The sequence below is a fragment of the Gryllotalpicola sp. genome (genome assembly GCF_027352875.1).
Classification (GTDB): Bacteria; Actinomycetota; Actinomycetes; order Actinomycetales; family Microbacteriaceae; genus Gryllotalpicola.
This window is the reverse complement of record NZ_DAIEII010000046.1, coordinates 74,573-99,904: the sequence shown is the minus strand read 5'-3', so window position 1 is coordinate 99,904 and position 25,332 is coordinate 74,573. Positions and strand designations below refer to the sequence as shown.

Annotated in this window: 27 protein-coding genes, 1 tRNA gene and 1 pseudogene; 16 read left to right on the top strand and 13 right to left on the bottom strand. The window is 67.6% G+C overall.

The features are described 5' to 3' along the window. The 6 genes and pseudogenes from M7D61_RS05665 to M7D61_RS05640 all read left to right on the top strand — a co-directional run. Positions 1 to 741: pseudogene (locus M7D61_RS05665) on the top strand (hypothetical protein); the annotation flags it as partial. 50 nt (positions 742 to 791) lie between these two features. Further along, positions 792 to 1,346, top strand: a complete 555-nt coding sequence (locus tag M7D61_RS05660; RefSeq protein WP_298228440.1) for a site-specific integrase — start codon at positions 792 to 794, stop codon at positions 1,344 to 1,346. Positions 1,347 to 1,507: 161 nt separating this feature from the next. Then, positions 1,508 to 1,732, top strand: coding sequence for a hypothetical protein (locus M7D61_RS05655; RefSeq protein ID WP_298228432.1), 225 nt, complete (start codon positions 1,508 to 1,510; stop codon positions 1,730 to 1,732). Beyond that, complete coding sequence (locus tag M7D61_RS05650) at positions 1,729 to 2,034, top strand: type II toxin-antitoxin system RelE/ParE family toxin (RefSeq protein ID WP_298228430.1); 306 nt, start codon at positions 1,729 to 1,731, stop codon at positions 2,032 to 2,034. The genes M7D61_RS05655 and M7D61_RS05650 overlap by 4 nt, the downstream gene beginning before the upstream one ends. 469 nt (positions 2,035 to 2,503) lie before the next feature. Next, complete coding sequence (locus tag M7D61_RS05645; RefSeq protein WP_298228428.1) at positions 2,504 to 3,049, top strand: hypothetical protein; 546 nt, start codon at positions 2,504 to 2,506, stop codon at positions 3,047 to 3,049. Next, positions 3,037 to 4,026: a hypothetical protein gene (locus tag M7D61_RS05640; protein ID WP_298228427.1), complete on the top strand. Its 990-nt coding sequence runs from the start codon at positions 3,037 to 3,039 to the stop codon at positions 4,024 to 4,026. The genes M7D61_RS05645 and M7D61_RS05640 overlap by 13 nt, the downstream gene beginning before the upstream one ends. 197 nt (positions 4,027 to 4,223) lie before the next feature. Here M7D61_RS05640 and M7D61_RS05635 read toward each other — a convergent pair whose 3' ends face one another. Together M7D61_RS05635 and M7D61_RS05630 are read right to left on the bottom strand one after the other, a co-directional pair. Beyond that, positions 4,224 to 4,454, bottom strand: coding sequence for a helix-turn-helix transcriptional regulator (locus M7D61_RS05635; RefSeq protein WP_298228425.1), 231 nt, complete (start codon positions 4,452 to 4,454; stop codon positions 4,224 to 4,226). Next, complete coding sequence (locus M7D61_RS05630; RefSeq protein WP_298228423.1) at positions 4,455 to 4,934, bottom strand: DUF2975 domain-containing protein; 480 nt, start codon at positions 4,932 to 4,934, stop codon at positions 4,455 to 4,457. A gap of 548 nt (positions 4,935 to 5,482) precedes the next feature. Between M7D61_RS05630 and M7D61_RS05625 the strand changes: the two genes are divergently transcribed. The 7 genes from M7D61_RS05625 to M7D61_RS05595 all read left to right on the top strand — a co-directional run bounded on the left by M7D61_RS05625 (position 5,483) and on the right by M7D61_RS05595 (position 11,479). Continuing rightward, a complete protein-coding gene (locus M7D61_RS05625; protein WP_298228421.1) occupies positions 5,483 to 6,994 on the top strand; it encodes a divalent metal cation transporter in 1,512 nt (503 codons plus the stop codon). A gap of 88 nt (positions 6,995 to 7,082) precedes the next feature. Continuing rightward, positions 7,083 to 7,349: a rhodanese-like domain-containing protein gene (locus M7D61_RS05620; protein ID WP_298228419.1), complete on the top strand. Its 267-nt coding sequence runs from the start codon at positions 7,083 to 7,085 to the stop codon at positions 7,347 to 7,349. Then, positions 7,327 to 8,631, top strand: coding sequence for an MFS transporter (locus tag M7D61_RS05615; RefSeq protein ID WP_298228417.1), 1,305 nt, complete (start codon positions 7,327 to 7,329; stop codon positions 8,629 to 8,631). The genes M7D61_RS05620 and M7D61_RS05615 overlap by 23 nt, the downstream gene beginning before the upstream one ends. A gap of 23 nt (positions 8,632 to 8,654) precedes the next feature. Next, complete coding sequence (locus M7D61_RS05610; protein WP_298228415.1) at positions 8,655 to 9,434, top strand: hypothetical protein; 780 nt, start codon at positions 8,655 to 8,657, stop codon at positions 9,432 to 9,434. Beyond that, the gene (locus M7D61_RS05605) at positions 9,434 to 10,096 is read left to right on the top strand and encodes a response regulator transcription factor (protein ID WP_298228413.1); all 663 of its coding nucleotides are present in this window, start codon (positions 9,434 to 9,436) and stop codon (positions 10,094 to 10,096) included. The genes M7D61_RS05610 and M7D61_RS05605 overlap by 1 nt, the downstream gene beginning before the upstream one ends. Then, a complete protein-coding gene (locus M7D61_RS05600; RefSeq protein WP_298228411.1) occupies positions 10,093 to 10,578 on the top strand; it encodes a histidine kinase dimerization/phospho-acceptor domain-containing protein in 486 nt (161 codons plus the stop codon). Before M7D61_RS05605 ends, M7D61_RS05600 begins: the two co-directional genes overlap by 4 nt. A gap of 73 nt (positions 10,579 to 10,651) precedes the next feature. Continuing rightward, positions 10,652 to 11,479: a DUF1684 domain-containing protein gene (locus tag M7D61_RS05595; RefSeq protein ID WP_298228409.1), complete on the top strand. Its 828-nt coding sequence runs from the start codon at positions 10,652 to 10,654 to the stop codon at positions 11,477 to 11,479. A 36-nt stretch (positions 11,480 to 11,515) separates the two neighbouring features. On the opposite strand, the gene M7D61_RS05590 is transcribed toward M7D61_RS05595, so the two are convergent. Both M7D61_RS05590 and M7D61_RS05585 read right to left on the bottom strand, forming a co-directional pair. Next, positions 11,516 to 12,127: a PadR family transcriptional regulator gene (locus M7D61_RS05590; RefSeq protein ID WP_298228407.1), complete on the bottom strand. Its 612-nt coding sequence runs from the start codon at positions 12,125 to 12,127 to the stop codon at positions 11,516 to 11,518. 22 nt (positions 12,128 to 12,149) lie between these two features. Further along, a complete protein-coding gene (locus M7D61_RS05585) occupies positions 12,150 to 13,583 on the bottom strand; it encodes a DUF2079 domain-containing protein (protein WP_298228405.1) in 1,434 nt (477 codons plus the stop codon). Between the two features lie 205 nt (positions 13,584 to 13,788). Between M7D61_RS05585 and M7D61_RS05580 the strand changes: the two genes are divergently transcribed. After that, positions 13,789 to 14,298 carry a DUF3145 domain-containing protein gene (locus M7D61_RS05580; RefSeq protein ID WP_298228403.1) on the top strand — a complete coding sequence of 170 codons (510 nt, stop codon included), beginning with the start codon at positions 13,789 to 13,791 and terminating at the stop codon, positions 14,296 to 14,298. On the opposite strand, the gene M7D61_RS05575 is transcribed toward M7D61_RS05580, so the two are convergent. The 6 genes from M7D61_RS05575 to aceE all read right to left on the bottom strand — a co-directional run bounded on the left by M7D61_RS05575 (position 14,295) and on the right by aceE (position 21,982). Continuing rightward, positions 14,295 to 15,533 (bottom strand): beta-ketoacyl-[acyl-carrier-protein] synthase II, encoded by a 1,239-nt coding sequence (locus tag M7D61_RS05575; RefSeq protein WP_298228401.1) that lies wholly within the window; start codon positions 15,531 to 15,533, stop codon positions 14,295 to 14,297. The genes M7D61_RS05580 and M7D61_RS05575 overlap by 4 nt on opposite strands. A gap of 37 nt (positions 15,534 to 15,570) precedes the next feature. After that, the gene (locus M7D61_RS05570) at positions 15,571 to 15,819 is read right to left on the bottom strand and encodes an acyl carrier protein (RefSeq protein WP_298228399.1); all 249 of its coding nucleotides are present in this window, start codon (positions 15,817 to 15,819) and stop codon (positions 15,571 to 15,573) included. A gap of 64 nt (positions 15,820 to 15,883) precedes the next feature. Further along, complete coding sequence (locus tag M7D61_RS05565) at positions 15,884 to 16,801, bottom strand: ACP S-malonyltransferase (protein WP_298228397.1); 918 nt, start codon at positions 16,799 to 16,801, stop codon at positions 15,884 to 15,886. Positions 16,802 to 16,884: 83 nt separating this feature from the next. Next, on the bottom strand, positions 16,885 to 17,871 hold the full coding sequence (locus M7D61_RS05560; protein WP_298228395.1) for an aldo/keto reductase: 987 nt from the start codon (positions 17,869 to 17,871) through the stop codon (positions 16,885 to 16,887). Between the two features lie 162 nt (positions 17,872 to 18,033). Continuing rightward, on the bottom strand, positions 18,034 to 19,239 hold the full coding sequence (locus M7D61_RS05555; protein WP_298228393.1) for a helix-turn-helix domain-containing protein: 1,206 nt from the start codon (positions 19,237 to 19,239) through the stop codon (positions 18,034 to 18,036). Positions 19,240 to 19,252: 13 nt separating this feature from the next. Continuing rightward, the gene (aceE, locus tag M7D61_RS05550; RefSeq protein ID WP_298228391.1) at positions 19,253 to 21,982 is read right to left on the bottom strand and encodes a pyruvate dehydrogenase (acetyl-transferring), homodimeric type; all 2,730 of its coding nucleotides are present in this window, start codon (positions 21,980 to 21,982) and stop codon (positions 19,253 to 19,255) included. Between the two features lie 158 nt (positions 21,983 to 22,140). On the opposite strand from aceE, the gene M7D61_RS05545 reads away from it, so the two are divergent. Then, positions 22,141 to 22,629 carry a peroxiredoxin gene (locus M7D61_RS05545; RefSeq protein WP_298228389.1) on the top strand — a complete coding sequence of 163 codons (489 nt, stop codon included), beginning with the start codon at positions 22,141 to 22,143 and terminating at the stop codon, positions 22,627 to 22,629. Here the strand turns inward: M7D61_RS05545 and M7D61_RS05540 are convergent. Further along, positions 22,583 to 23,800 (bottom strand): hypothetical protein, encoded by a 1,218-nt coding sequence (locus M7D61_RS05540; protein WP_298228387.1) that lies wholly within the window; start codon positions 23,798 to 23,800, stop codon positions 22,583 to 22,585. The genes M7D61_RS05545 and M7D61_RS05540 overlap by 47 nt on opposite strands. 44 nt (positions 23,801 to 23,844) lie before the next feature. Between M7D61_RS05540 and M7D61_RS05535 the strand changes: the two genes are divergently transcribed. Beyond that, positions 23,845 to 23,917: transfer RNA gene (locus M7D61_RS05535), tRNA-Val, on the top strand. Between the two features lie 81 nt (positions 23,918 to 23,998). Here M7D61_RS05535 and M7D61_RS05530 read toward each other — a convergent pair. Together M7D61_RS05530 and M7D61_RS05525 are read right to left on the bottom strand one after the other, a co-directional pair. Continuing rightward, positions 23,999 to 24,490 carry a dihydrofolate reductase gene (locus M7D61_RS05530; RefSeq protein WP_298228386.1) on the bottom strand — a complete coding sequence of 164 codons (492 nt, stop codon included), beginning with the start codon at positions 24,488 to 24,490 and terminating at the stop codon, positions 23,999 to 24,001. Positions 24,491 to 24,504: 14 nt separating this feature from the next. Next, positions 24,505 to 25,314 carry a thymidylate synthase gene (locus tag M7D61_RS05525; RefSeq protein WP_298228384.1) on the bottom strand — a complete coding sequence of 270 codons (810 nt, stop codon included), beginning with the start codon at positions 25,312 to 25,314 and terminating at the stop codon, positions 24,505 to 24,507. Positions 25,315 to 25,332: the final 18 nt, after the last annotated feature.

Genomic DNA, 25,332 nt, shown 5'->3' with positions numbered 1-25,332 from the left:
GGCGTGAGAAACTTGCACCTGCGAGATGCCTTCCTTCTCGGGTCAATAGGTTCATCAACAAACCCTATTTTCCCTGATGAGAAAGGCATTCTCCGCTTAACGCGCCGCCCTCAACTCAACGTCCATCGGTGGATTCAGGCTAAGCCCCGCATCAGCATCGGCACCTTCGGCAGTATCGGATTCCACGATCTCGGCGCAGGCCGCGTGGAGGCGCGCACCCGCTACCGCGATTGGGACGGCGCTCTCCGGCTGCTGCAAGCCACCGCCTCGACTGAGGCGCGGGCGGAAAAGGCGCTGAAATCGAAGCTCGCGCAGCGCGCCCTGTTCCAGCCCACGTTCACGGCGCTCACGCCCGACAGCACCTTCGCCGAGCTCGCGGACTACTGGCTGGACGACCTTGACCTGGAAGGACGACTCTCGACGGGCACGAGGCAGCTCTACGAGCGCAACATGCGCGTCCTGGTGCTCCCGGCCTTCGGGAAGCTGACGCTGCGCGAGATCGGGGTGGCGCGCTGCGACTTCTCCTCAAGCAGCTCGCCCAGCGCTCCTACAGCCGCGTCAAGCAGGCGCGCGTCGTGCTGCGGCTCGCCTTCGCCCTCGCCGTCCGCCACGAGGTGCTGCCGCGCAACCCCGTCGATCACGTCGCGCGCCTGCACCGCCCTGCATCGACCCCAGACGCGCTCACGCCCGCCTCCGTGGACGCGATCCGTGCGGCGGTGCGGCAGTGGGAGACAGGACTGATCGAGGCCGGGCGGCAGCCCGACAGGCAGCTCGGCCAGCTCATCGAGGTCATGCTCGGCACCTCCGCCCGCATCGGCGAGGCCCTGGCGCTGCGCCGCTGCGACGTAGATGTCACGAGCGACCCGCCGACCCTCCGCATCGCCGGCACCGTCGTCTACCGCAGGGGAGAGGGCACCGTGCGGCAGGACCACCCCAAGACCGCGCGCTCGCGCCGTACCGTCGCCCTGCCCTCGTTCACCGCGGAGGCGGTACGGCAGCGCCTTACGGTCATGACCGCACGCGACCCGGAGGCTCTGCTGTTCGCCTCTCGGAACGGCACGCCGCTCACGACGCACAACGTGCGCCGGCAGCTCCGCCACGTCATGCAGCTCGCCGGAATCGAGGGCGTCACCCCGCACGCGTTCCGCCGAACTGCTGCGACCGCAGTCCACGAGAGGGTCGGCACCCAGCTGGCCGCAGAGCTGCTCGGGCACACCGACGAGCGCATCACCGTGCAGCACTACATCCGACGCGACGAGCGCGTCAACGCCGTCACCGCCAAGGCACTCGACGACGCCTTCGGCACTGGTGGCGACAGCGAACCGCGAACCGCCCAGGAGAGGTAGAGCCGATGCGATCCGATCCCGGCTCGGCGAGCACGCGCTGAGGGCTACGCTCTGGCACCAGGGAATCGGATGGGATGTTTCGCGGCAGATGCCGCGCCCTGCGGCGAAGTCGCGTACCGAACCCTAAGCCGGGTTTGGGTTGCCGCCGCTACCATTGGGACATGGTCGACAACGTGCTTCTCGCGCAGGTGATGAAGCTCGACGCGGACACGCGGCTCGAGCTACGTGATGCCATCGAGGCGTCCGTGGCTAGCGACCACCTCACCCCGGAGCTGACGGCTCTGCTGGCTGAGCGGGTGGCCGAGGACGAGGCCGCCGATCACGACGGCTACGTCTCGCTCGACGACGACGAGCGCGAGGTCCGCGCCGCCCGCCGTACTGCGTGAACTTCTTAGTTCGCCTCAGCCCGAACGCACGGCGCGACCGGGATCGCATCGTCGCCTACTACGACGACCCCGAGCGGCTGCAGGGCGACCGCTTCCTCGACGACTTCTACCGCACCGCCCGGCTGCTTGAGAAGCATCCAGGTATCGGTCGCATCGTCGGCGGCGACGTGCGGCGCTGGCACTTGGGGATCTTCCCGCATCAGCTCTGGTACCGGGTGAACCCCGACACGACGACCGTGCGGGTCATCGCCGTCGTCGCCGACGCCCAGGACCACCGGCCTTTCGCCGACCGACTCGCCTGACCCCAAAACCCGGCCTGGCTAAGCCATAGCCCGACGCTCCGCGCTCAGCTCATCAGGCCCCACGACAGTACCGCCTGACCTGCCGATACAGCACCGAATTCCACGTTCCCGCGAAGCCCTCCGCGCCCCCGATCAGGCCCACCCCATTTCCCCTCCACACTTCTGGCACTCTGGTTCGAAACGAGCCAGAAAAAAAGACCCTCGCCGGCCCTAGTGCCAGACGTGTGCACCTCCGTCGCCCTTCACTCGACGATGAGAAGCAAAGGTCGCCCACAGCTCGTGGAAGACGTCCGTTCGCTCCAGAGGTGTGAAACGTGTTGGCGTGATCTGCAAAACGGAACCAATCTCGCTTATCCGGACATTACAAAGTGACAGCACGTCAGTATGATGTGCCGCCTAGTGAGGTGAAGAGCCAGTGGGCGGCCGAGCCTGCTAACCGGATCTCGCGCGTTTAAGGGTTGGGAATTCGATGAGTCGACCAAAGGCGCGGCGCAGAGCAGGCGCCGCCATGGGATCAAAGGCGCGCCGTTCGCCGGCCCGCCGCCTTGTTGCTGCGGCAGCACTCGGAGCCGGACTTGCGTTGGCAGTCGCGACTCCTATGGCGGCTAACGCAGCCGGACATACCTGCAGTTCGAACAACATCTGCTTCTACAACAACTCGGACTGGCTTGCCGATCCGCCTGATGGTACCGGTGTCGTGAACCCGTGGTCTGCGGTGGCTGGTAATTACCCGAACCTTAATGACAGCAGGGTCAGCCCGCACACCTACAACAACCCAGATGTATGCAACAACGTCTACGCGTTCTATTTCCTGTGCAATGAGAACGGCACGATCAGTTCGGTGAAGAACACATCGTCCACGCGGAGGCTTCGCCTCTTCAATGACGCGAATTACTCGGGTGGGTTCCAGACGCTGAACAGTCTGATCTGGGTTTCGATCGTGGCCCACAACGACCAGATCAGTTCCTTCTGCTGGAACGACGGCACGGCGGGAGTAAGCGCATGTTCCTTCTAAGTACTCGCGTCAAGACGCTAGGCGCCGTCATAGCTGCGGGAGCCGCAGGTTTCGGTATCACGGCAGCGGTCATCACTGCCGCATCCGCCCAAGCTGCCAATCCTGTAGTCCCTGCAAATACGGTGACCGCAGCCCCCTCATCGGCATCTCCAAAGGCCGTCCCTGAACTGCCCATTGGTCCGGTCACGACGGTTACCAACGGGAAGGACATCTCGCTGCCGGTCGACGCCTACAAGGCGAGCCCCTCGGATCAGAACCTCGTGCTTCGCGCCGAATACCAGGAGATGAAGTCGTGCGTGGCTCGTTACGGACTCGCCTTCGATGCCCCGGCCGCGGCGTGGACGGTCCCCGCGATAAATCACGACTACGACCGGTTGTTCGGCCTGATCGACATCACGGATGCGCGCAAGTACGGCTATCACACTGGCGAAGAGTTGCTCCCCGATGGCGAGTCCAAGCAGTCGTCGACAGGCATGGCCGATCCCGCCGAATCCGCACCCAACTACTTAGCAGTGGCGATGGGGGACCCTTCGGTTCCCGAGGTGAATGGCTTAGCGGTACCCAGCGGTGGATGCATCGGCGAGGCGAGGTCCAAGCTCAATGATGACTTGTCTGCAGAGACGCTCTACGAGGACGCCGTGAACTACGGCCTTGCACAATCCGACGCAGATAGCCGCGTGATTGCCGCGTTCGGCAAGTGGAGCAAGTGCATGACGGATGCAGGCTTCTCCTATGCCACCCCGGTGGATGCCATCAATGACCCCGAATGGTCAACGACGACTCCGTCCGCGGTCGAAATGGAGGTCGCGATCGCAGACGTCGAGTGCAAGACGACGACCAACCTCACCGGGTTGCGAGTGGCGGTCGCAGCTGCCTGGCAAAGCCAATACATCAAAGCTCACGCGGCGCAGTTCGCAGCGATGACGGCGAATGTTGGGCAGCAAGACGCTCAAGCCAAGGCAATCCTCGGAGAGTAGGGATGTTGTTCCACCTAAGCGGATGCGAATAGCGCTGTGGCCTCCGAGATTTCGGGGGCCACAGCCTCGTGGAGACCTTCCAGGTGCGCTGCGGCAAGCGAGGTACCTGGTTGGATGAGTGGCCCCGTGAGCACGGACTCAGATTTCTAGGAGCCGTCCTAGTGTCGCAAACGAATACCCGCAATCTTGTTGCTCACTCAGGATCCGTCGTCTGTCAGTGTCTGGTCATCGGCCCAACTCAGAATGTCGCCCGGTTGACATTCGAGCACCCGGCAGATCGCGTCGAGCGTGGTGAAACGCAACGCGCGCGCACGTCCGTTCTTGAGTACAGCGACGTTAGTGGGAGTGATCCCGATCGCACTTGCGAAATCCCCCACCGACATGCTGCGCTCAACGAGGAGGCGATCAATGTGGATGCGAATGGCCACTCAAACCACCTCGTCGAGCTCAACGTGCATAGCGACCGCACGACGCAGGAGCGACCGCATCACTAGGAGCACGAGCACGATGGTCGCGCCCACCAGCACGCCGGCCTCGACGAGCAGGAACAGCTGTGGCGGCCCGGGGATGAAGAAAAGCGCCATCACTACAAGCAGCGTCGCGACGACCACGGCACCAACGATCACGTCGACCAGTCGCAAGGCAGACGGGTGGAAAATCCGGTCGGCGCGGATGTAGCCGACGAGCACGCCCGTGACGACGAGCAGGACCTCGATGCAACCCCCGAAGCCCATAGCGACCAAGACGAGTGGGCCTTGCGTAGGCGCCAGAACAGGAAGGAACTCCGCCAGCGCTTCGGCGCTCTGGGCAGCGCCGATCTCGCCGACCGCAACCAAGACTGCGAGCACGCCGAGCGCGGTCCAGGTGAGCCAAGTGATGACGCCCGACGGGCGTGTTGATGAAACCATCTAATGATTATCGACCGGTATCTATCGAAAAACAACCGGTTTCTGTGTCGTGAATCTTGAGGGCGAGCAATGGTTGGTATGCACCCATCGCCGCAACGCTTATGGGTGACGAAACCCTATTGACTTCAGCCGCCCTGGACCATCGATCAACCGTCCCATCTTTTTGCCATCCGAAACGATCAAAGAGATGGGGAGATGACGGTATCGAACGGGGTACAGTCGCATCGCGGGCGCAACCGCGTTTCCCGCGCTACGACTAGGAACTCCTAGGCAAGCCGAGCCAATCCGAGGCATACCCGAAGGTCAAAATCAGGCCCTTGGGTCGTGGGTTCAAGTCCCACCCGCCCTACCAAGTCGGTCTTATTCATGCCGGATGAGACAAAGCGCGATTCAGTCGGTCAACGGATCGGGAGTACTCGCACTCGGATGTCTCGGTCGGTGATGACCGCGATCGAGCCTGCGGCGAGGTCGGCTTCGAGCTGGCCGAGGTTGCTCAGCAGGGTGCCGCGATCTGCTCCGCGGCGCGCCGGCTGTCGATCCTGAGCAGGATGACCGAAGGTGCGGCCTGGCCGGTCTCGGCGAGGAGCGTTCCGGAATCGGTGTCCGCCGAGACGACCAGAAAAGTGGGGAGACGACCCGAGCGACGCGGTAGGGTGCTCGCGCGGACGCAACCGCGCTTCCCGCGCTACGACGAGGAACTGACGATCAGGATGAAGCCGGCGGGAGCGAGCGACACGGGCGAGACAGGTTCGCCTCGCCCTCGACTCCGCCGCGTCAACGGTGCTAGGCGCTTCAGTCGAGCGTTGAGAGTGCTGGGACCTGGTCTGGTCACGGGCGCTGCGGATGACGATCCGTCTGGGATTGCGACGTATTCGCAGGCCGGTGCGCAATTCGGCTTCGCCACTTTGTGGACGATGCCCCTCACGTTCCCGCTGATGGTCGCGGTCCAGGAGGCGTGCATGCGGATGGGCGCGGTCACGGGGCAGGGGCTGGCGGCCATTGTGCGTCAGCGCTACCCGAGATGGGTGCTCTATCCGGTCGTGTTCCTGGTGGTTGCCGCGAACACCTTCAACATCGGCTCAGACATCGGCGCGATGGCGGCGAGCACCCAGCTCCTGGCCCCGTCTCTCCCGTTGCCGCTGTTCGCGGTGGGATTCTCCGTCGTCATCGTCGTCCTGGAAGTCTTCGTGGCCTACCGGGTCTATATCCGGATTCTGAAGTGGTTGGCGGTCACTCTCTTCGCCTACCTCGTCACTGCGTTTCTCGTCACCGTCCCCTGGGGTACGGCTCTGAGGTCGACGGTCCTTCCCGATATCCAGGTCAACTCGAGCTTCCTGTACATAGTGGTGGCCATCTTCGGCACGACGATCTCGCCCTACCTGTTCTTCTGGCAGACGAGCAACACGGTCGAGGATGAGATCGCCGAAAAACGTCAGGGTTCCGAAGGTGTAGCCCCGAAGATCAGCAAGGGCTACCTCTTCCGGCTCCGCGTCGATACCGTGCTGGGGATGTTCTTCTCGAATCTGGTGGCCTGGTTCATCATCCTCGTCGGCGCGGTGGTGCTTAACAGCGCAGGCGTCACGAACATCGTCAGCGCGGCAGACGCGGCAAAGGCCCTTCGGCCTCTCGTGCACAGCTTCCCGAACTCCGGATACCTTGCGCAGGTGATCTTCGCCACCGGCGTGATCGGAATCGGTCTGATGAGCATCCCGGTTCTGGCCGGGTCCTCGGCATATGCCATCAGCGAGACCTTCAAGGCCCGTGAAGGGTTGTCGGTCCGATTCCGGAAGGCGCCGACGTTCTACCTGGTGATCGTGGTGGGCACCCTGGTCGGACTGGCGCTCAACTTCGTCGGCCTCGATCCCGTCAAGGCGCTCGTTCTCACTGCGGTGTTCAATGGAATCGTCGCCGTTCCTCTTATCTTCATCATCGTGCGCCTGTCATCGCGGCGTGACGTCATGGGGAGCTATCGCAGTCGCTTCTGGTCGAAGCTGGGTCTCTGGGCGGCTTTCGCCGTCATGGGACTGGCGGCCATCTCACTGCTCGCGTCCCTCCTGTGAGGGCGTTGGGGGACGCGAGACGGCGTGAACTGATCGAGTTGCCGGCGCAGGACGAGCACTCGGTAGAGGTGCTCGCCGGATGTCGGGGATGGCGGTGATCGACGTGCGACCGCGGATCGAGTTCGACGCCGGCCACTTCGTTGGCGCGGTGTCGATGCCGTTGGACGAACTGCGGGAACAGCGCGCCGGGACCCCGGCGTCTGGTGCGGCGGTTTATCGTGGAGCCGAGTTCTGCCGGATGGCACGGGCGGCGGCAGCCTTCCTCCGCGAGTGCGGCGTGGACGCCGCTGCAATGGCCGAGGGCATAGTCGAGTGGCGAGCAGCAGGAGAGTATGACCTTGATGACATCGCCTGACGCCGACGCTCTCGCCCGGGCCATCGCGGCGGACGAAGATCTCCGGCGGCGGGTTCAACGTCGCACGTTGGCGATCGTCGTGATCAGTCAGGTGCTTGGCGGTGCCGGCTTGGCTGCGGGCGTGACCGTCGGTGCCTTGCTGGCCAAGCAGATGCTCGGCTCAGACAGTCTCGCCGGCATGCCGACAGCTCTATTCACGCTCGGTTCGGCACTGGCGGCATTCCTCGTGGGGCGATTCAGCCAACGGTGGGGCCGCCGGGTCGGTCTCGGTCTCGGCTTTGCGGCCGGCGGTCTGGGCGCGATCGGCGTCGTTGTCGCTGCGGCCGCCGGAAACGTGGTCCTGCTGTTCGGCGCCCTGTTCATCTACGGGGCTGGGACAGCCACAAATCTGCAGGCGCGCTACGCCGGCACGGACTTGGCGCTGCCCGCCCAGCGCGGCACCGCGATCAGCGTCGCGATGGTTTCGACCACGCTCGGTGCGGTCGCCGGCCCGAACCTGGTCGATCCGCTCGGCGGGCTCGCGCAGTCCTTCGGGCTCCCCGCTCTTGCCGGTCCGTTCCTGCTCGCCGGTGCTGCTTATCTCGCTGCCGGAATCGTGCTCCTGCTGCTGCTTCGACCCGACCCTCTGATCGTCGCCCGACAGATCGAATCGCGGGCCGTTTACGACCAGCCGGAGGCGCCGAAAACGGCGACTCCGGCCGGGGCGCCCGTCTACGTCGGCGCGACGGTGATGGTTCTGACGCAGATCGCGATGGTGGCGATCATGACCATGACTCCGGTGCACATGCGTGCTGAGCATTTCGGAATAGCCGCGGTCGGCCTGGTGATCGGCATCCACATCGGTGCGATGTACCTGCCATCGCTGATCACGGGCATCGTGGTCGACAAGTTCGGACGCGCCCCGATGGCGATCGCTTCCGGTGCCACGCTGCTGCTCGCGGGAATCGTCGCTGCACTCGCCCCCGCCGACTCGCTCGGTGTGCTCATCCTCGCTCTGGCGCTGCTGGGCCTGGGGTGGAACTTCGGATTCATCGCCGGCACCGCCCTCATAGTCGATTCGACCACCCCGGCTAATCGGGCCAGGACCCAGGGCACGATCGATGTGCTCATAGCCCTGGCCGGCGCTGGTGGCGGCGCCGCTTCCGGAATGGTGATGGCCGCGACCGACTACAGCACCCTCTCTCTGGGTGGCGGCGTTCTCGCCCTGCTCCTGATCCCGGTCTTGATCATCGCCCGCCGCAGTTCGCGTCGCCGCGACAGCGAGTCCTTGGCCCATTCTTAGCGGAAACGGGCGAGGCTGGTGCCGTGGTTTCCTCTCGCCAGGCTCTCGTCCGGGTCCCCGATGCGACCGCACAGTTCTGGGTCGTGAAACTGCTCACCACCGCCGTCGGCGAGGCGCTGTCCGACTTCCTCGTCAAGACGCTCGACCCGGTTCCCGTCGTCGCGGCGACGGCCGTGCTCTTCGCCGCGGCATTCGCCATCCAGTTCACCGCCCGGCGCTACGTGCCGTGGCGCTACTGGCTCTTCGTGACTCTCGTCGCCGTTTTCGGCACCATGGTCGCCGACGCCATCCACATCGTCCTCGGGGTGCCGTACCTCGTGAGCACGATCGGGTTCGCCGTCATCCTCGCGGCGGTCTTCACCGTCTGGGGCCGCACCGAGCGCACGCTGTCCGTCCACACCATCACGACGAACCGGCGCGAGCTCTTCTACTGGTCGGCAGTGCTCGCGACCTTCGCCCTCGGCACGGCGTTCGGCGACCTCACCGCGGTCACCTTCGGCCTCGGTTACTGGGGCAGCGCGATCCTGTTCGCCGTCCTGTTCGCACTGCCGGGCGTCGGATTCCGCTGGTTCCGGCTGCCCGCGACGGCAGCCTTCTGGGCCTCGTACGTCGTCACCCGCCCGCTCGGCGCGTCCCTCGCGGACTGGTTAGGGGTCGATCACGCCCGCGGCGGCCTCGGCGTCGGCACCCTGCTCGTCAGTGCCATCGGGATCGTCGTCATCGCCGGGCTCGTCGCGATGATGTCGGCTCGCGGCACCGTCAGAGCGGCTGGACCCATCCCCGAGGACGGGGGAGCGGTCTGATGGACTTCCGTCCCCGCCTGCTGCTCGTGGAGGACGATGCCCAGCTCGGGCCGCTCCTCCGCGATGTGCTCGCCGAGGTGTACGCGGTCACGCTCGAGACCGACGTCGAGCCCGCGCTCGCGCGCGCCACGGACGAGTCCTTCGACGTCCTCGTCCTCGATCGGATGCTTCCGGGCGGCGACGGGCTCGAGATTTTAGCCGCGCTGCGCGAGAACGGCGATCAGACGCCGGTGCTCATGCTCACCGCGCTCGGAACGGTCCGTGATCGCGTCACCGGCCTCGACTCGGGCGCGAACGACTACCTCATCAAGCCGTTCGACTTCGAGGAGCTCTTCGCGCGGCTGCGGGCCATCCGCCGCTCCGCCGCCGGGGAGGGCCCGCTGCTGCGCCTCGGCGCATGGGAGTTCTACCCCGAGTCGCGCGCCGTCTACTCGCCGTACGACGGCCGCACCATCCTCACCGAGCGCGAGGCGGCGCTGCTCAGCCTCTTCGCGCGCAATCCGCAACGCACCTTCTCGCGCAAGCAGATCCTCCGCGAGGTGTTCGGGCGCACCGACGACCTCGGAACCGTCGATACCTACGTGCACTACGTGCGCCGCAAGATCGACCCTGCAGTCGTGACGACCGTGCGCGGGCTGGGATATCGGCTGGGGCAGTTGTGAGCTGGCGCTCCGGCGATGCGGTCGTGCGCCGCGCGGCGCTCCGCGTCGGGCTGTGGCTCGGGCTCGCGGCTGCGGCCCTCGTGCTCGTCGTCATTGCGGCGTCGGTGGTCTTCGCGCTGCTGTGGTTCCACCCGGCGGATGACGGTGCGAGCTTCGTCGTCGAGGGCAAGGATGCGCTCAAGGCGGCGCTCCTTCTCGGTGCCATCGCCGTCGTCGTCGCCGTCGCGATCGCCTGGTTCGCGACCCGCCGGACGGTGCGGCCGCTCGCCGAGACGGTGCGGCGCCAGCGCGAGTTCGTCGCCGCCGCGAGTCACGAACTGCGCACCCCGCTCGCGGTGCTCGATGCGCGGCTGCAGATGCTGCAGCGCGGCAACCCGGATGAGGCGGCGAAGGCTGCCTACGACAGCCTGCGGGCGGATGCCGCCCGCATGACGGCGATCGTCGACGAGCTCGTCGAGCGGGTCGACGTCGATCCGCTCTGAGCCGGCAGCGAGCAAGGAAATGCCGACGTGTCGCACGGCGTTGGGTTGTGGTGACTGATCGAAGATGGAGCCCATGACCGACACCGCCGCCGCACCGCAGGCCCTCGCCGAGCGCCTTGCCGCCTTCCATCGGCGCCGTGAGGAATCGGTGCTCTCCCCGAAGGGTTTCCTGGCGCTGACGAACACGCAGTGGGTCGTCTCGCCTGGCGGAGAGACGGTGTGGAACGCGCCGGGCACCTGGTTCCCGCTGCCCGGCGGTGAGGAGGGGCTGCGGCTCGAGGCGTCCGCCGAGGAGGGGGTCACCGTCGACGGAGCGCTCGTCGACGGTGCCGTCACGGTGACGAAGACATCGGAGATCGTCCTGGCGCCGGGGGTGCTCGGCACGGTCATCGGCAACGAGGACGGCACCGAGTACGCGGTGCGCGTGTGGGATTCCGGTGCCGACGACCGCGAGCGCTTCGGCTCCATCTCCCGCTACGACTACAGCCCCGACTGGGTCATCCAGGCGGCGTTCACACCCGTCGAAGGGCTCAGCGTCGGCTTCGAGCACACCCGCGATCAGGGCAACGAGCGCGAGGAGGAGATCCCCGGCCTCATCAAGTTCGAGAAGGACGGCGTGGCCTACGAGCTCGTGTCGTTCAGATCGGGGCGCGCGCTGCAGCTCGTCTTCGCGGATGCCACCAGCGGCGACGAGACGTACTCGGTCGGGCGCTTCCTCTTCGTCGCCCCCAACCCGGATGGCACGATCACCCTCGACTTCAACAACGCGCTGCTGCCGCCGTGCGCGTTCAGTTACAGCTTCAACTGCCCGATGCCGCCGAAACAGAACCGCTTCGCCGTGCCGATAAGGGCCGGCGAGAAGCAGGTGCTAGCCAAGGACGGCGCACTGCTGCACGCGTAGCCTGCCGGTGAACAGCCGCGCCGCGCTTCGGTCCGGTCATCGCGCCGCGGCGTCGCGTGTCTTCATCGGGCGGCCGCGCCGCGGCACCTTTGTGCTCAGCGGCACGGGCACTGCGACGCCAGCCGCCTTCGCCCGGGCGAGCCGGGCCTCGGAGCGGTCGAGCCAGCGGATCTCGGCATCCGCCTGGAAGATCAGCGAGTCGACGATGAGCAGCCAGGCGAGGCCCTCGGGGGTCTTCGGCTCGTCGATGTCGTCCTCGGTGCGGGTGAGATCGCGCAGCATGCCGAGGGTGGACTCGCGCTGCACCCGGATGACCTGGGCGATGTCGACGCCAGGCAGGGTCGCCGCGACGGCGAGCTTGGTGGCGAGCTCGTCGTGGGCGGCTGTCGTGCGCTCGACGGGAGAGGACAGCCAGACCGCGACCTCGGCCTTGCCGGCCGGCGTGATCTCGTAGTAGGCGCGGCCCTGGTCGCCGCTCGCCCCCTTCGCGACAAGCTGGTCGCGCTCGAGCCGGTCGAGGGTCTGGTAGATCTGGCCGACGTTGATGGGCCAGGTGCCGCCGGTGCGGCGGTCGAACTCGGCGCGGAGCTGGTAGCCGTAGCACGGCCCCTGGTCGAGGATGGCGAGCAGGCTCTGGCGGACGGACATCGGGTCTCCCTGGGGCGCGGGATCAATGGACGGAGCGGCAGGCCAGCTGGTAGCCGGCGTCGTGGTAACGGATGACATAAGGGATTCCGGGGTGGAGTCGCTCCGCGGCGTCGAGGACGCCTGCCCAGGAGACCGGATCGTGGCCGGCGACGCGGTCGAGCAGAATGCACCCCGGCGCCGGGTTGGCGTTCTCGATGAAGTACGTCAGGTGGTCGTCCACGACATAGCTCATGAGCCCGATGTCGGTCTCGACCGTCGCTCCGTCGGGAATCGCCGCCACAGCGGCGCCCGCGGCGGCGGCCCGAGGATTAGGTGCGCTCTGGATGACAGCGGACAGCAGCGGCAGATGGCCGGTGAATGCCGAGGACGGGATGTTCACGACCAGGGAGGCCGCGGCCAGACCGGAGGCGACCCACGGGGCCCAGCGTCCGAAGCCGTGCAGCCAGCGTCGCGGAGATCTCCGCAGCAGCAGGGCGCCGTCGATCAGCGCAGCGAACGCGACGGGCATGAGCACCGCGTTGTAGTGCCATTCGAGGCCCCAGTAGTTCGGGCTGTCGACCGTGGTGCGCCAGGCGAGCGTCGGGAGGACCGCGAACGCGATCGGCGAGCGGAGCATCAGGCCGCCGGTGCAGGCGATGAGCAGAACGCAGACCGGCGGCGCAAGCGTCCAGAAGGTCGTGCTGCTCAGTGCCGCCAGCGGGGCGAAGGCATCGTTGTACCCGTAGGAGTGGCCGGGATTGAGCGCGGGAAGCACCACGAAGGTTGCGATCGCGAACCATCCCACGCCCCACACCGCGAGCCAGAGCGCCCGGGGGTTCCGGGCGCGGATCGCGATGAGCGCTGCGATGACGGCGACCGTCCAGCCGAGGTCCTCCTTGACGAAGACGAGGAGCGCGGCGCAGCCGATTGCCCACGCCCAGCGCCGCTCGAGCAGCGCGCAGAGGCTCGCGGTGAGGAGGGGGACGGCGAGCGCTATCTCGTGGAACTGCGCGTCGACGGCGTATTGCAGCCCCCAGCTCAGACCGAACGCACAGCCCAGCGCGACGCCGAGGACCGGCCCGAGCAGGCGGCGGGCCGTGCGCGTGAGAATCGCGGCGGCGGCACCGAAGCAGAGGTTCTGGATGACCAACAGCGTGAAGGCGTGCGGAAAGAGCGCGAAGACCGGGGTGAAGACCACGAGGAGGGGATGGAAGTGGTCGCCGAGCAGGTTGAACCCGGGGCCCTTGATGTCGACGATCGGCGCCTGCCAGGCCGCGTAGCGCTGGAACAGCTCGGTGAAGATGCCGAGGTCCCACGACTTGACGGCGTAGTGCGTCCACTGCCACGCGGAATACCACGTGTAGACGGCTGCGGTGAGGGCGCCCACGCCGAGCGCCCACGCCCAGGAGGCTACAGCTGCGACCGGTATCGCAGGCGTTGCGGAGTTCAGCACGCGCGCCTCTGCATCAGTCGTCACCGCGAGCCCCCTCCGCGCCGTCGGCACTCTCAACACGCGATATGTCTATACCGAACATGCAATGCCTAGCAATTCGCCCGCGGCGTGTCGCCGGCATTCGGCACGAATGACACCCCTGGCATTTCCAGGTTTGCTGTGGCACCATGTGACAGTCGCACGCCGATGGTTCTGGTCGTAGGGGAAGACGCACCAGATCGGAGGAGTGATGGCGTCGAAACCCCAAACACGCGGAGTGCTCTTCGTGCACTCCAGCCCTCGCGCGCTCGCGCCCCACATCGAGTGGGCCGTCGGGCGCGCCCTCGGACGCGGCATCCACCTCGACTGGCGGTCGCAGCCCGCCCAGCGCGGGTCGTTGCGCGCCGAATACTTCTGGCAAGGCTCCTACGGTGCCGGCAGCGCTATGGCGAGCGCTCTCCATGGCTGGGGCGACGTCCGCTACGAGATCACCGAAGACCCGACCCAGTTCACCGACGGGTCGAGGTGGATGCACACGCCGGACCTCGGCGTCTTCCACGCCCAGACGGACACCGCCGGCAACGTGGTCGTCGGCGAGAACGTGCTGCGCGCCGCGATGGACGGCGCCGGGATGAATCCCGTCGAACTGCACCGCGAACTCAGGCTCGCCCTCGGCCAGGAATGGGACGACGAACTCGAGCCGTTCCGCTACGCCTCGGACGAGAACCCGGTGGTCTGGATCCACTCCTCCGTCGGCTAAACGCTGCGGAACGCCGCGACCGCGTTGTGCCCGCCGAAGCCGAACGAGTTGCTCATCGCGACGATGTCCCCGGTCGGCAGTGCGCGGGGCGAGGTGACGACGTCGAGCGGGATCTCCGGATCCTGGTTCTCGAGGTTGATCGTCGGGGGAGCGATGCGCTCGTGCAGCGCCAGCACCGTGAACACCGCCTCTATCGCCCCGGCACCGCCGAGCAGGTGTCCGGTCGAGGCCTTCGTCGCGCTCACGGGGATCGCATCGAGGTGGTCGCCGAAGACCCGGTGCAGCGCCGCGTACTCGGCGACGTCGCCGACGCCGGTCGAGGTGGCGTGCGCGTTGATGTGCACGACATCGGTGCGGGCGACCCCCGCCTGGTCAAGAGCGTAGATCGCGGCGCGTGCGGCGCCGGAGCCCTCCGGGTCCGGCGCGGTGACATGGTAGGCGTCCGCGGTCACCCCGCCGCCGAGCAGTTCGGCGTAGATGCGCGCCCCGCGGGCCTTCGCATGCTCCTCGGTCTCGACGATGAGGGCAGCGGCGCCCTCGCCCATGACGAAGCCGTCGCGATCGCGGTCATAGGGGCGCGACGCCGTCTCGGGGGAATCCTGCCGGGTCGACAGCGCGTGCATCGCGGCGAACGAGGCGATGGTGATGGGGTGGATGGCGCCCTCCGAGCCGCCCGCGATGACGACGTCGGCCAGTCCCGCCTGCAGATGCTCGTAGGCGTTGATGAGGGATTCCGTGGAGGAGGCGCATGCCGAGACGACCGTGCGGGCGCCGGCACGCGCGCCGAGGTGCATCGAGATCGCGGCCGCCGGCCCATTGGGCATCAGCATCGGCACGGTCATCGGTAGCACGCGGCGCGGACCGCGCTCGCGCAGCGTGTCGTAGGCGTCGAGCAGCGTCCAGACGCCTCCGAAGCCGACCGCCCAGTCGACGAGCAGCCGCTCGGGCACGACTTCAGGGGAGCCCGCGTCGGCGAGCGCCTCGCGCGCGGCGATGAGGGCGAATTGGCTCGACGGGTCGAGGCGCTTGACCTCGACGCGCTCCAGGAGCGTGTCAGGGCTGACCTTCGCCTCGGCGGCGAAGTTCACGGGCAGGTCGAAGCGTTCGACCCACTCATGCTGCATCCGATGCGTGCCGGACTCGCCGGCGAGCAGGGCATTCCACGACTCGGGGGCCGTGCCGCCGATCGGGCTGGTCGCGCCGAGGCCGGTGATGACGATCTTCTTAGAACCCACGACGGTGCTGGGGCCTTTCCTGCGAAAAGAGGCTTGCCTACGCCTGGTTTGCGACGATGTAGTCGACGGCGTCGCCGACGGTCTTGAGGTTCTTGACCTCTTCGTCGGGGATCTTCACGTCGAACTTGTCCTCGGCGTTGACCACGATCGTCATCATCGAGATCGAGTCGATGTCGAGGTCGTCGGTGAAGGACTTCTCCAGATCGACCTGATCGGTGGCGATGCCCGTCTCGTCGTTGATGAGATCGGCAAGGCCGGCCAGGACGTCTTCTTTCGAAACTGCCATCGGTGTCTCCATATCTATCTGGGTGGGGGGCCGCGCATCAGTCTACTGAGCGGCGTATGCGGATTCAGGGAAGCGTGGCGCCGGCGAGCTCGACGGCGGCCGGGATGTCATCGGGCGACTTGATGGCCACGGCAGGCAGCCCTTTGAGGCCCCGCTTGGCGAGGCCGGTGAGCGTGCCGGCCGGGGCGAGCTCGACGAGGCCGGTGACTCCGGATTCCTCGAACGCCGCCATGTCGAGATCCCAGCGCACGGGGCTCGCCACTTGGCCGACGAGCAACTCGAGATAGACGGTGCCGCTCGCGACGGTCGAGCCGTCCTTGTTGGTCCACAGCGTGATCGCGGGGTCAGTGACCGCGAAGCCCGGGGCTGCGGCGTGCAGGGCTTCGCGTGCCTCCGCCATGTAGCGGGTGTGAAAGGCGCCGGCGACCTGCAGGGGGACGACGCGCGCGCCGCGCGGCGGCTCGGCCGCGAGCCGTGCGAGGACGTCGAGCGCGCCACCGACCACGATCTGGCCGCCGCCGTTGTAGTTGGCCGGCTCCAGGCCCAGCGTCTCGGCGGCCGCGATGACCTCGGATGCCTCGCCGCCGAGCACCGCGCTCAGACCTGTCGGCACCGCCGCAGCGGCCTCCGCCATCGCGAGCGCGCGCAGCCTGACGAAGCGCAGCGCGTCCGCCTCGCCGAAGACGCCCGCGATCGCGGCCGCGGTGATCTCGCCGACGGAGTGGCCGGCGACTGCGGTGATCCGGACCCCTGCCCGGCGCAGCGCGTGTGCGGTGATGAGGCCCGCCGCGACGATGAGCGGCTGGGCGACCGCGGTGTCGCGGATGGTGTCCGCGTCGGAGACCGTGCCATGCTCGACGATGTCTATGCCGGCGGCAGCGGAGTACGACCCGGCGAGGTCACGCAACTCGGGGTCGGCGAGCCAGGGCTCCAGGAATCCGGGAGTCTGGGAGCCCTGTCCAGGGCAGGCGAAGACGATCACCTGCTCATCCTCCCAGAAGGTCGTAGCCCGGCTGTGGAGGTTTCGGCACAAGATCGACAGAGACCTTTGTGGGCCCCGCCGGTTTATACCCAGACCGGCAGGTTCGCCTCGACGTAGCGCGTGCCGTACGCGCCCTCGGGGAAGGCCGCGTGCACGCGGCGCAGATCGTCGGCGGTGAGCACGACGTCCACGGCGCGGACATTCTCTTCCAGGCGTGTCGCGTTGCGGGTGCCCGGAATCGGCACGATGTCATCGCCCTGGGCGAGGAGCCAGGCGAGTGCGAGCTGACTGACTGCGATCCCTTTCTCGCCGGCGAGGGTCTCCAGCTGCGCGACGCCGTTTCGATTCTTCGCGAAGTTCTCGCCCTGCCAGCGCGGGTCTCTGATCCGTCGCATGTCGTTCTCGGCATAGTGCTCGGGAGCGGTGACTGCGGCGGTGAGGAAGCCGCGTCCGAGCGGCGAGTACGGTACGAATCCGATGCCCAGCTCGCGGATGGCCGGCAGGACCACCGCCTCGACGTCGCGCTCGAAGATCGAATACTCGGTCTGCAGCACGGAGACGGGCTGAACGGCGTGGGCACGGCGGATCGTCTCCGGCCCGGCCTCGCTCAGCCCGAAGTAGCGCACCTTTCCCTCTGTGATGAGATCCTCGACGGTGCCGGCGACATCCTCGATGGGCACGTCCGGGTCGACGCGGTGCTGGTAGAAGACGTCGATGTGGTCCGTCTCCAGGTATCGCAGGCTGTTGTCGGCGACGTCACGGATGTGCTCGGGCCTGCTGTCGAAGCCGCTGGGTCGCGTACGGCTCAGGTCCATCCCGAATTTGGTGGCGAGCACGACCTCGTCGCGGAATGGCGCAACGGCCCGTCCGACGAGCTTCTCGTTGCTTCCCGTTCCCTGGCCGTACAGTTCGGCCGTGTCGAAGAAGGTCACCCCGAGCTCATGCGCGCGCCGGATGGTGGCGATTCCCTCGGCCTCGTCGGCGGGCCCGTAGGCCATCGTCATCCCCATGGTCCCCAGCCCGAGTGCGGAGACCACCAGCCCCTGCTTTCCCAATGCGCGTTGTTTCATGCCGCTCTCTTCCGTTCCGGCCCCCATTCCGCCACGCTACGCCCCGGGGCGCGCCGATGACCCGTCGCGATGATCGGACGACGCAGAAAGAGCCGTGAGGTCGCCTCCTCTTGCGCGGGGGGCTCGGAGATCGCGCGCGTCGAGCGGCCGCGGCAGCGGGCCTCAGCGCGGAAGTCTCGGACGCTTGCTCGATCCGTCGGGTTCGCCGATGGCTCCGATGATGAGGGCGGATTGCAGGATGAGAGCCTCGCGCGGGCCGGTGGCGTCCCAGCCGATGATCTCGCTGATGCGCTTGAGGCGGTAGCGCACGGTGTTGGGGTGCACGAAGAGCTCGCGCGCCGTCGCCTCGAGCGATCGGCCGTTGTCGAGGTACGCCCTGAGGGTGCCGAGCAGCTCGGTGGAGTGGGCCTTGAGGGGCTGGAAGACCCGTCCGACGAGGGCGGCGCGGGCGAGCGCATCGCCCGCGAGCGCCCGCTCGGGCAGCAGGTCATCGGCGTGCACCGGGCGAGGGCACTGGCGCCAGGCGCGCGCCACCGCGAAGCCCGCCAGCGCCGCGTGGGCGCTCGTGGCCGCCTCGACGATGCTCGGGACCGCATGGCCGAGCACGAGATGGCCGGGGCCGAAGTCCGGGTCGAGTTGCTCGGCGAGCTCCATGAAGGCCGCGGCCGGGGCCGGCTCGTCGTTGCCGTCGGCGGATGCCGGAGCGTCGGCGCGCCCGATGACGACGACGAGGCGATGTCCCTGCACGCCGACGAGGACGTCGAAGGCGAGGCGCCGCGCCACGCGCCGCACGTGGTCGGCGTCGAGCATGCGCGGAGTCGAGCCGACGAGCACTGCCGTCTCACCATGGCCGTGCCAGCCGAGCGCCGCGATGCGCGACGGCAGCTTGTCGTCGTGCTCACCGGTGAGGATCGAGTCGACGACGAGCGCCTCGAGGCGGGCATCCCACAGTCCGCGCGCCTCGGCGGCCCGGGCGTAGACGTCGGCCGCCGCGAAGGCGACATCGCGTGAATAGCGCAGCACTGCGTCACGCAGATGCTCGTCGCGGCCCTTCACCCGCTCCTCGACAACGGACACGACGACGCGGACGAGCTGCAGCGTCTGCTGCAGGCTGATGGAGCGCAGCAGCTCGCGCGGGGCGGCGCCGAAGATATCGGAGGCCACCCAGGGCGTCGCGGTCGGGTCCTCGTACCACTTGATGAACGATGAGATACCGCTCTGGGCGACGAGCCCGACCGCGCTGCGGCGTCCCGGCGGCATCTCGCCGTACCAGGGCACCGTCTCCTCGAGGCGTTTCAGGATCGCGGTGGAGAGTTCGCCGGAGATCTTCCGCAGCCAGGTGAGGGTCGCTTCTTTCGACTGAGCCATCAGACCAGACGGATCAGCTGTCGCCGCCGGCGTTGCCCGAGGTGCCCGCGTTCACGTTGGACAGCTCGTACTTCGCGATCGCCTGGGCGACGGCCGCGCGGTCCGTCCTGCCCTGGCGGGCGAGCATCTCGAGAGTGCGCACCACGATGGAGTGGCTGTCGATATAGAAGAACCGGCGAGCGGCGGCGCGGGTGTCCGAGAAGCCGAAGTCGTCCGCGCCGAGGGTTGCGAAGTCGTTCGGCACGAACTGCCGGATCTGGTCCGGCACCGCGTGGGTGAAGTCGGTCACGGCGACGACGGGGCCCTCGGCCCCGGTGAGCTTGGCGGTGACGTACGGCACGAGTTCGGGCTCGCCGGGGTGGAGGAAGTTGTACTCCTCGGCCTTGAGGCCGTCGCGGCGCAGCTCGTTCCACGACGTCACCGACCAGACATCCGCCGACACGCCCCAGTCCTTCTCGAGGATCTCCTGCGCCTCGAGCGCCCACGGCACAGCGACGCCGGAGGCGAGGATCTGGCTCGTGGTGCCGCTTCCGGCGCCCGCGCGGAGCCGGTAGATGCCCTTGAGGAGGCCTTCGATGTCGAGTCCGGCCGGCTCGGCCGGCTGGACGATCGGCTCGTTGTAGACGGTGAGGTAGTACATGACATTGGGGTCGGTGTGCTGGCCGCCGTACATGCGCTCGAGGCCTGCTTTGACGATGTGGCCGATCTCGTAGCCGTACGCCGGGTCGTAGCTCACGACCGCCGGGTTGGTCGCGGCGATCATGGGCGAGTGGCCGTCCATGTGCTGGGTGCCCTCGCCGGTGAGCGTCGTGCGGCCGGCGGTTGCGCCGATGACGAATCCGCGTGCCATCTGGTCGCCCGCGGCCCAGAAGGCGTCGCCGGTGCGTTGGAAGCCGAACATCGAGTAGAAGACGTAGACCGGGATGAGCGGTTCGCCCTGCGTCGCGTACGACGTGCCGACCGCAGTGAACGCCGCCGCGGCGCCGGCCTCGTTGATGCCGACGTGGATGATCTGGCCTTGCGGGCTCTCCTTGTACGAGAGCAGCAACTCGCGGTCGACCGCCGTGTAGTGCTGGCCGGCCGGGTTGTAGATCTTGAGACTCGGGAAGTAGGAGTCCATGCCGAAGGTGCGCGCCTCGTCCGGGATGATCGGCACGATGCGCGAGCCCCAGCCGGGGTCGCGGAGCAGGTCCTTGAGCAGGCGGACGAACGCCATTGTCGTGGCGACTTCCTGGGTGCCGGAGCCCTTCGAGGCGATCTCGTAGTACTTCGGCTCGGGAACGGCGATCTGCGTGTACTTCGAGCGACGCTCGGGCACGTAGCCGCCCAGGGCGCGGCGGCGCTCCTGGAGGTACTGGATCGCCGGGTCGTTCTCGCCCGGGTGGTAGTAGGGCGGCAGCCAGTGGTCGCCCTCGTTGAGCTGCTCGTCGGTCAGCGGGATCTGCAGCGTGTCGCGGAAGAGCTTGAGGTCGTCGAGCGTGAGCTTCTTCATCTGGTGGGTCGCGTTGCGGCCCTCGAAGTGCGGGCCGAGGCCATAGCCCTTGATGGTGTGGGCGAGGATGACGGTCGGCTGGCCCTTGTGCTCGGCGGCGGCCTGGTAAGCCGCGTAGATCTTGCGGTAGTCGTGGCCGCCGCGCTGCAGCCCCCAGACCTGAGCGTCGGTGTAGTCCTTGACGAGCTCCAGAGCGCGCGGATCGCGGCCGAAGAAGTTCTCGCGCACGTAGGCGCCGTTCTCGGCCTTGAACGTCTGGAAGTCGCCGTCCGGGGTCTCGTTCATGAGCTTGACGAGTGCGCCGCTCGTGTCGCGCTCGAGCAGGTCGTCCCAGCCGCGGCCCCAGATGAGCTTGATGACGTTCCACCCCGCGCCGCGGAAGAACGACTCGAGCTCCTGGATGATCTTGCCGTTGCCGCGCACCGGCCCGTCGAGGCGCTGCAGATTGCAATTGACCACGAACGTGAGGTTGTCGAGCTTCTCATTCGCGGCGAGCTGCAGCGCGCCGCGCGACTCGACCTCGTCCATCTCGCCGTCGCCGAGGAACGCCCAGATGCGCTGGTCGGAGGCGTCCTTGATGCCGCGGTTGGTGAGGTACTTGTCGAAGGAGGCCTGGTAGATCGCGTTGATGGGGCCGAGACCCATCGACACCGTCGGGAACTGCCAGAAGTCGCGGAGCATGCGCGGGTGCGGGTAGGACGGCAGGCCGTGCGGGGCTCGCGATTTCTCCTGGCGGAAACCGTCGAGGTCCTCGGCCGAGAGGCGGCCCTCGAGGAACGCGCGAGCGTACGCACCGGGCGAGGAGTGGCCCTGGAAGAAGACCTGGTCGCCGCCGCCGGGATGGTTCTGGCCGCGGAAGAAATGGTTGAGGCCGACCTCCCACAGCGAGGCGCTGGCAGCGTAGCTCGAGATGTGGCCGCCGACGCCGACGCCGGGGCGCTGTGCGCGGTGGACGAGGATGGCCGCGTTCCAACGGATCCAGCGGCGATAGCGGCGCTCGATCTCCTCGTCGCCGGGGAACTCCGGTTCGTCGGCGCGGGAGATCGTGTTGACGTAGTCGGTGGTCGGAACGGACGGGACGCCGAGGTGGAGCTCCTTCGATCGTCCGAGCAGGCTCACCATGACCTCGCGGCCGCGCTCGGGACCCTTCGCCGCGACAAGCTCATCAAGGGACTCGCGCCATTCGGCGGTCTCCTCAGGATCGGCGTCGACGTTCGTAGCGCCGTACGGGTCCTGGTCGTTGACTGTCACATCCGCCTCTTCCTTGTGTGGGTCAGAGAGTGTTGACGACACAACTTTGTCGGGTTGCGACACGCGCGCCAGGCGTCAGCCTAGTCATTCGAGCGCGCCGCGCCGCGCAGGTCCCGCGATGCGCCTAGACTCACTGCGGCGTGAAAGGAAATCCTTCAATGGCGATCGAAAACGGCAGCCTCGCACCCGACTTCGAGCTCCCGAATCAGTTCGGCGAGCCCGTCCGGCTCTCGTCCTACCGCGGCAGGAAGGCCGTGGCGCTGGTGTTCTTCCCGCTGGCGTTCTCCGGCACCTGCACCAGCGAGCTCTGCGAGCTGCGCGACAACATCGCGCTCTTCCAGGACGCCGCGGTCGAGCTTCTCGCGATCTCCGTCGACAGCAAGTGGGCGCTGCGGCACTTCGCCGAGCAGGAGGGCTACGACTTCAACCTGCTCGCCGACTTCTGGCCGCACGGCGCGGTCGCCAAGGACTACGGCGTCTTCCTCTCCGAGACGGGTTTCGCGAACCGCGCCACCTTCGTCATCGACGTCGACGGATTCGTCCGCGCCAGCTTCATCACCACGCCAGGCGAGGCGCGCTCGCTCGACGCCTACCGCTCGGCTATCGGCGCGCTCGCCCCAGTCGAGGCCGCTGCACCCACGCGATGACCTGCGGGGCTCGGCCCTGCAGCCACGGCGTGACCCAGGTGGCGATGGCGTCGACGCCGATCGCGAATGCGGTGACGGTCGCGAACGTCCACGGCGCGACGACGAGGTGCTCGCCGTAGCTCGCGCCGGAGCCGCTCACCGTGACGCTCGCGTTGACGATGAGGTACGGCGCGATGAGCCACGCCAGCAGCACGATCGCGACGGGGATGGCGCGCTGGATGAGGTTCGGTGGGCTGCCGAGTCGGCCCGCGCCGATCCGCAGACCGCTGTAGAGCGCGACGAGCACGGCCAATGGCACGAGCACGGCGTAGCCCCACGACGCGGGGATGCCGTTGAAGCCGGCGATGTCACCGTAGTCGAGGGCGCCGCCGAGGTGCCCGAACGAGACGAGGAGCACCGTCCCCTCGCCGAACCACGTCGGCAGTGAGAGCAGCGCGAACCAGAACGAGTGGAACATCCGGGTGATCTCGACGAGACCGCCGGTGATGGTCGCAGCGCCGAACACCGCGAGCGCAGCCGCGCCCCACGTCGCGAGCTCCCTGAGGTAGCCCGGGATCCTCACCCACAGCACGCGGAGCCCTCCCGCTACTGCCAGCTCGCGAGCGGTGCCCGCCGCCAGGGTCACGAGCACGAAGGCAGAGCAGAACAGCCGCACGCCGGTCGGCGTGATGCCGCCCTCGAGCGAGATCAGCCCGCCGAACAGCGGCAGCGAGAAGTGGGTCGCGAACGCGAGTCCGAGCAGGGTGACGGCGAGTGCGAAGGCCGCGCCAGTGATGACGGCGCCCGTCCAGCGGGCGAGGTGGCTCGCACTGACGAGCCCGCTGCCGCGCCGCGACGGCCACCACATCACGACCGCGAGGTAGGCCGCGGTGAGGGCCAGGAGCGGCACGTGGAGCGTGGCGTCGTAGTCGCCGAGCGGGCCGGTCGCCACGGCGCTGACCGATCCACCGAGGCCGAGGTCGACGAGGGAATAGAACGCGGACGCGGCCGGAACAGCCACGACCGAGCTGAACGGGTTCGTCGCCCAGCCGGCCGCGAAGAGCCCGAACGCGGCGGCCGCGATGGCGAGTGTGCCGACGAGGGCCGCGGCGGCGTGGACGAGGGCGCCGAGCACCAGGTCGGCCGTCAGCCACGCCGGCGCGGTGGGGCGGAATCCCGGAGTCTCGCTCATGCGGTCATTCTTGCGCGGCTGCCGTCTGCCGCTAGCGTTGACGCGGGCCTTTAGCTCAGTTGGTAGAGCGCCACGTTTACACCGTGGATGTCGTCGGTTCGAACCCGGCAGGGCCCACTGCTGCGCGATTGCGCTGTCGTTGCGCATCCGGTACCGGCGCTGTGGCGCCCGCAGAATGCGTGAGACGACAGGTGGACGTCAGCGGGTGAAATGCAGGTAGCGGTACTTGATGCCGGTGGATGACTCGAGCCAGCCGTTCTCCGGCTCGGGAACCGCGTGCCATCCGTCCGCCACGAGAGGGGCGAAGGTGTCGCCCTCGACGGAGGTGAGGACCTCGGTGAGCTCGATGCGGTCGGCGCGGTCGATGGCCTCGAGATAGAGCTGGCCGCCGCCGATGATCCAGGGCTGCACCCCGTCCGGCACCAGGGCGAGAGCAGCGTCGAGCGACCCCGCCACCTCGGCGCCCGGCGCGTCGTAGTCATCCTGACGCGTGACCACGATGTTCGTGCGCCCGGGAAGAGGCCGGAAGCGCTCGGGAAGCGACTCCCATGTCCTGCGACCCATGATGACGGCGCCGCCCGCGGTCGTCTCGCGGAACCGCCTCATGTCCTCCGGCAGGTGCCAGGGGATCGCGCCGTCCTTGCCGATGACACCGGTGACGGACTGCGCCCAGATGAGCGCGAGACCCATGCTCGATCCGCCCGTCAGACGGCGACCGGGGCCGTGATGGCCGGGTGGTGCTGGTAGCCGACGATCTCGAAGTCCTCGAATTCGTAGTCGAAGATGCTGTCGGGCGTGCGCTTGATGACGAGCTGCGGGGGGGCGAAGGGTTCGCGCGTCAGCTGTTCCGTCACCTGTTCGACATGGTTGTCGTAGATGTGGCAGTCGCCGCCGGTCCAGACGAACTCGCCGACCTCGAGACCGGTCTGCTGGGCGACCATATGCGTGAGCAGCGCGTAGCTCGCGATGTTGAACGGGACGCCGAGGAAGAGGTCGGCGCTGCGCTGATAGAGCTGGCAGCTCAGCCTGCCGTCGGCGACGTAGAACTGAAACAGGGCGTGGCACGGCAGGAGCGCCATCTCGTCGAGCTCGGCGACGTTCCACGCCGAGACGATGATGCGCCGCGAGTCGGGGTTGGTGTTGAGCTGCTCGATCACCTTCGCGATCTGGTCGATGTGCCCGCCCGACGGCGTCGGCCAGGAGCGCCACTGCACCCCGTAGACCGGGCCGAGATCGCCGGACTCATCGGCCCATTCGTCCCAGATCGTGACGCCGTGCTCGCGCAGCCAGCCGACATTGCGCTCGCCGCGGAGGAACCAGAGCAGCTCGTAGGCGAGCGACTTGAAGTGGACGCGCTTCGTTGTGACGAGCGGGAAGCCCTGCGCGAGATCGAAGCGCAGCTGACGGCCGAAGACGCTGCGAGTTCCCGTGCCGGTGCGATCGCTCTTCTTCGCGCCCGTCGCCAGGACGTCGCGGAGCAGGTCTTCGTACGGTGTGTCGATCAGGACGCTCACGGTAGCGAGGATACGGCG

Excerpts from the sequence above, each read along its gene's own strand:
- M7D61_RS05660 (WP_298228440.1), top strand. The coding sequence starts at position 792 with ATGCTCGGCACCTCCGCCCGCATCGGCGAGGCCCTGGCGCTGCGCCGC.
- M7D61_RS05655 (WP_298228432.1), top strand. The coding sequence starts at position 1,508 with ATGGTCGACAACGTGCTTCTCGCGCAGGTGATGAAGCTCGACGCGGAC.
- M7D61_RS05645 (WP_298228428.1), top strand. The coding sequence starts at position 2,504 with ATGAGTCGACCAAAGGCGCGGCGCAGAGCAGGCGCCGCCATGGGATCA.
- M7D61_RS05640 (WP_298228427.1), top strand. The coding sequence starts at position 3,037 with ATGTTCCTTCTAAGTACTCGCGTCAAGACGCTAGGCGCCGTCATAGCT.
- M7D61_RS05630 (WP_298228423.1), bottom strand. The coding sequence starts at position 4,934 with ATGGTTTCATCAACACGCCCGTCGGGCGTCATCACTTGGCTCACCTGG.
- M7D61_RS05625 (WP_298228421.1), top strand. The coding sequence starts at position 5,483 with ATGACCGAAGGTGCGGCCTGGCCGGTCTCGGCGAGGAGCGTTCCGGAA.
- M7D61_RS05620 (WP_298228419.1), top strand. The coding sequence starts at position 7,083 with ATGGCGGTGATCGACGTGCGACCGCGGATCGAGTTCGACGCCGGCCAC.
- M7D61_RS05615 (WP_298228417.1), top strand. The coding sequence starts at position 7,327 with ATGACCTTGATGACATCGCCTGACGCCGACGCTCTCGCCCGGGCCATC.
- M7D61_RS05605 (WP_298228413.1), top strand. The coding sequence starts at position 9,434 with ATGGACTTCCGTCCCCGCCTGCTGCTCGTGGAGGACGATGCCCAGCTC.
- M7D61_RS05595 (WP_298228409.1), top strand. The coding sequence starts at position 10,652 with ATGACCGACACCGCCGCCGCACCGCAGGCCCTCGCCGAGCGCCTTGCC.
- M7D61_RS05590 (WP_298228407.1), bottom strand. The coding sequence starts at position 12,127 with ATGTCCGTCCGCCAGAGCCTGCTCGCCATCCTCGACCAGGGGCCGTGC.
- M7D61_RS05580 (WP_298228403.1), top strand. The coding sequence starts at position 13,789 with ATGGCGTCGAAACCCCAAACACGCGGAGTGCTCTTCGTGCACTCCAGC.
- M7D61_RS05570 (WP_298228399.1), bottom strand. The coding sequence starts at position 15,819 with ATGGCAGTTTCGAAAGAAGACGTCCTGGCCGGCCTTGCCGATCTCATC.
- M7D61_RS05560 (WP_298228395.1), bottom strand. The coding sequence starts at position 17,871 with ATGAAACAACGCGCATTGGGAAAGCAGGGGCTGGTGGTCTCCGCACTC.
- M7D61_RS05555 (WP_298228393.1), bottom strand. The coding sequence starts at position 19,239 with ATGGCTCAGTCGAAAGAAGCGACCCTCACCTGGCTGCGGAAGATCTCC.
- M7D61_RS05545 (WP_298228389.1), top strand. The coding sequence starts at position 22,141 with ATGGCGATCGAAAACGGCAGCCTCGCACCCGACTTCGAGCTCCCGAAT.
- M7D61_RS05540 (WP_298228387.1), bottom strand. The coding sequence starts at position 23,800 with ATGAGCGAGACTCCGGGATTCCGCCCCACCGCGCCGGCGTGGCTGACG.
- M7D61_RS05530 (WP_298228386.1), bottom strand. The coding sequence starts at position 24,490 with ATGGGTCTCGCGCTCATCTGGGCGCAGTCCGTCACCGGTGTCATCGGC.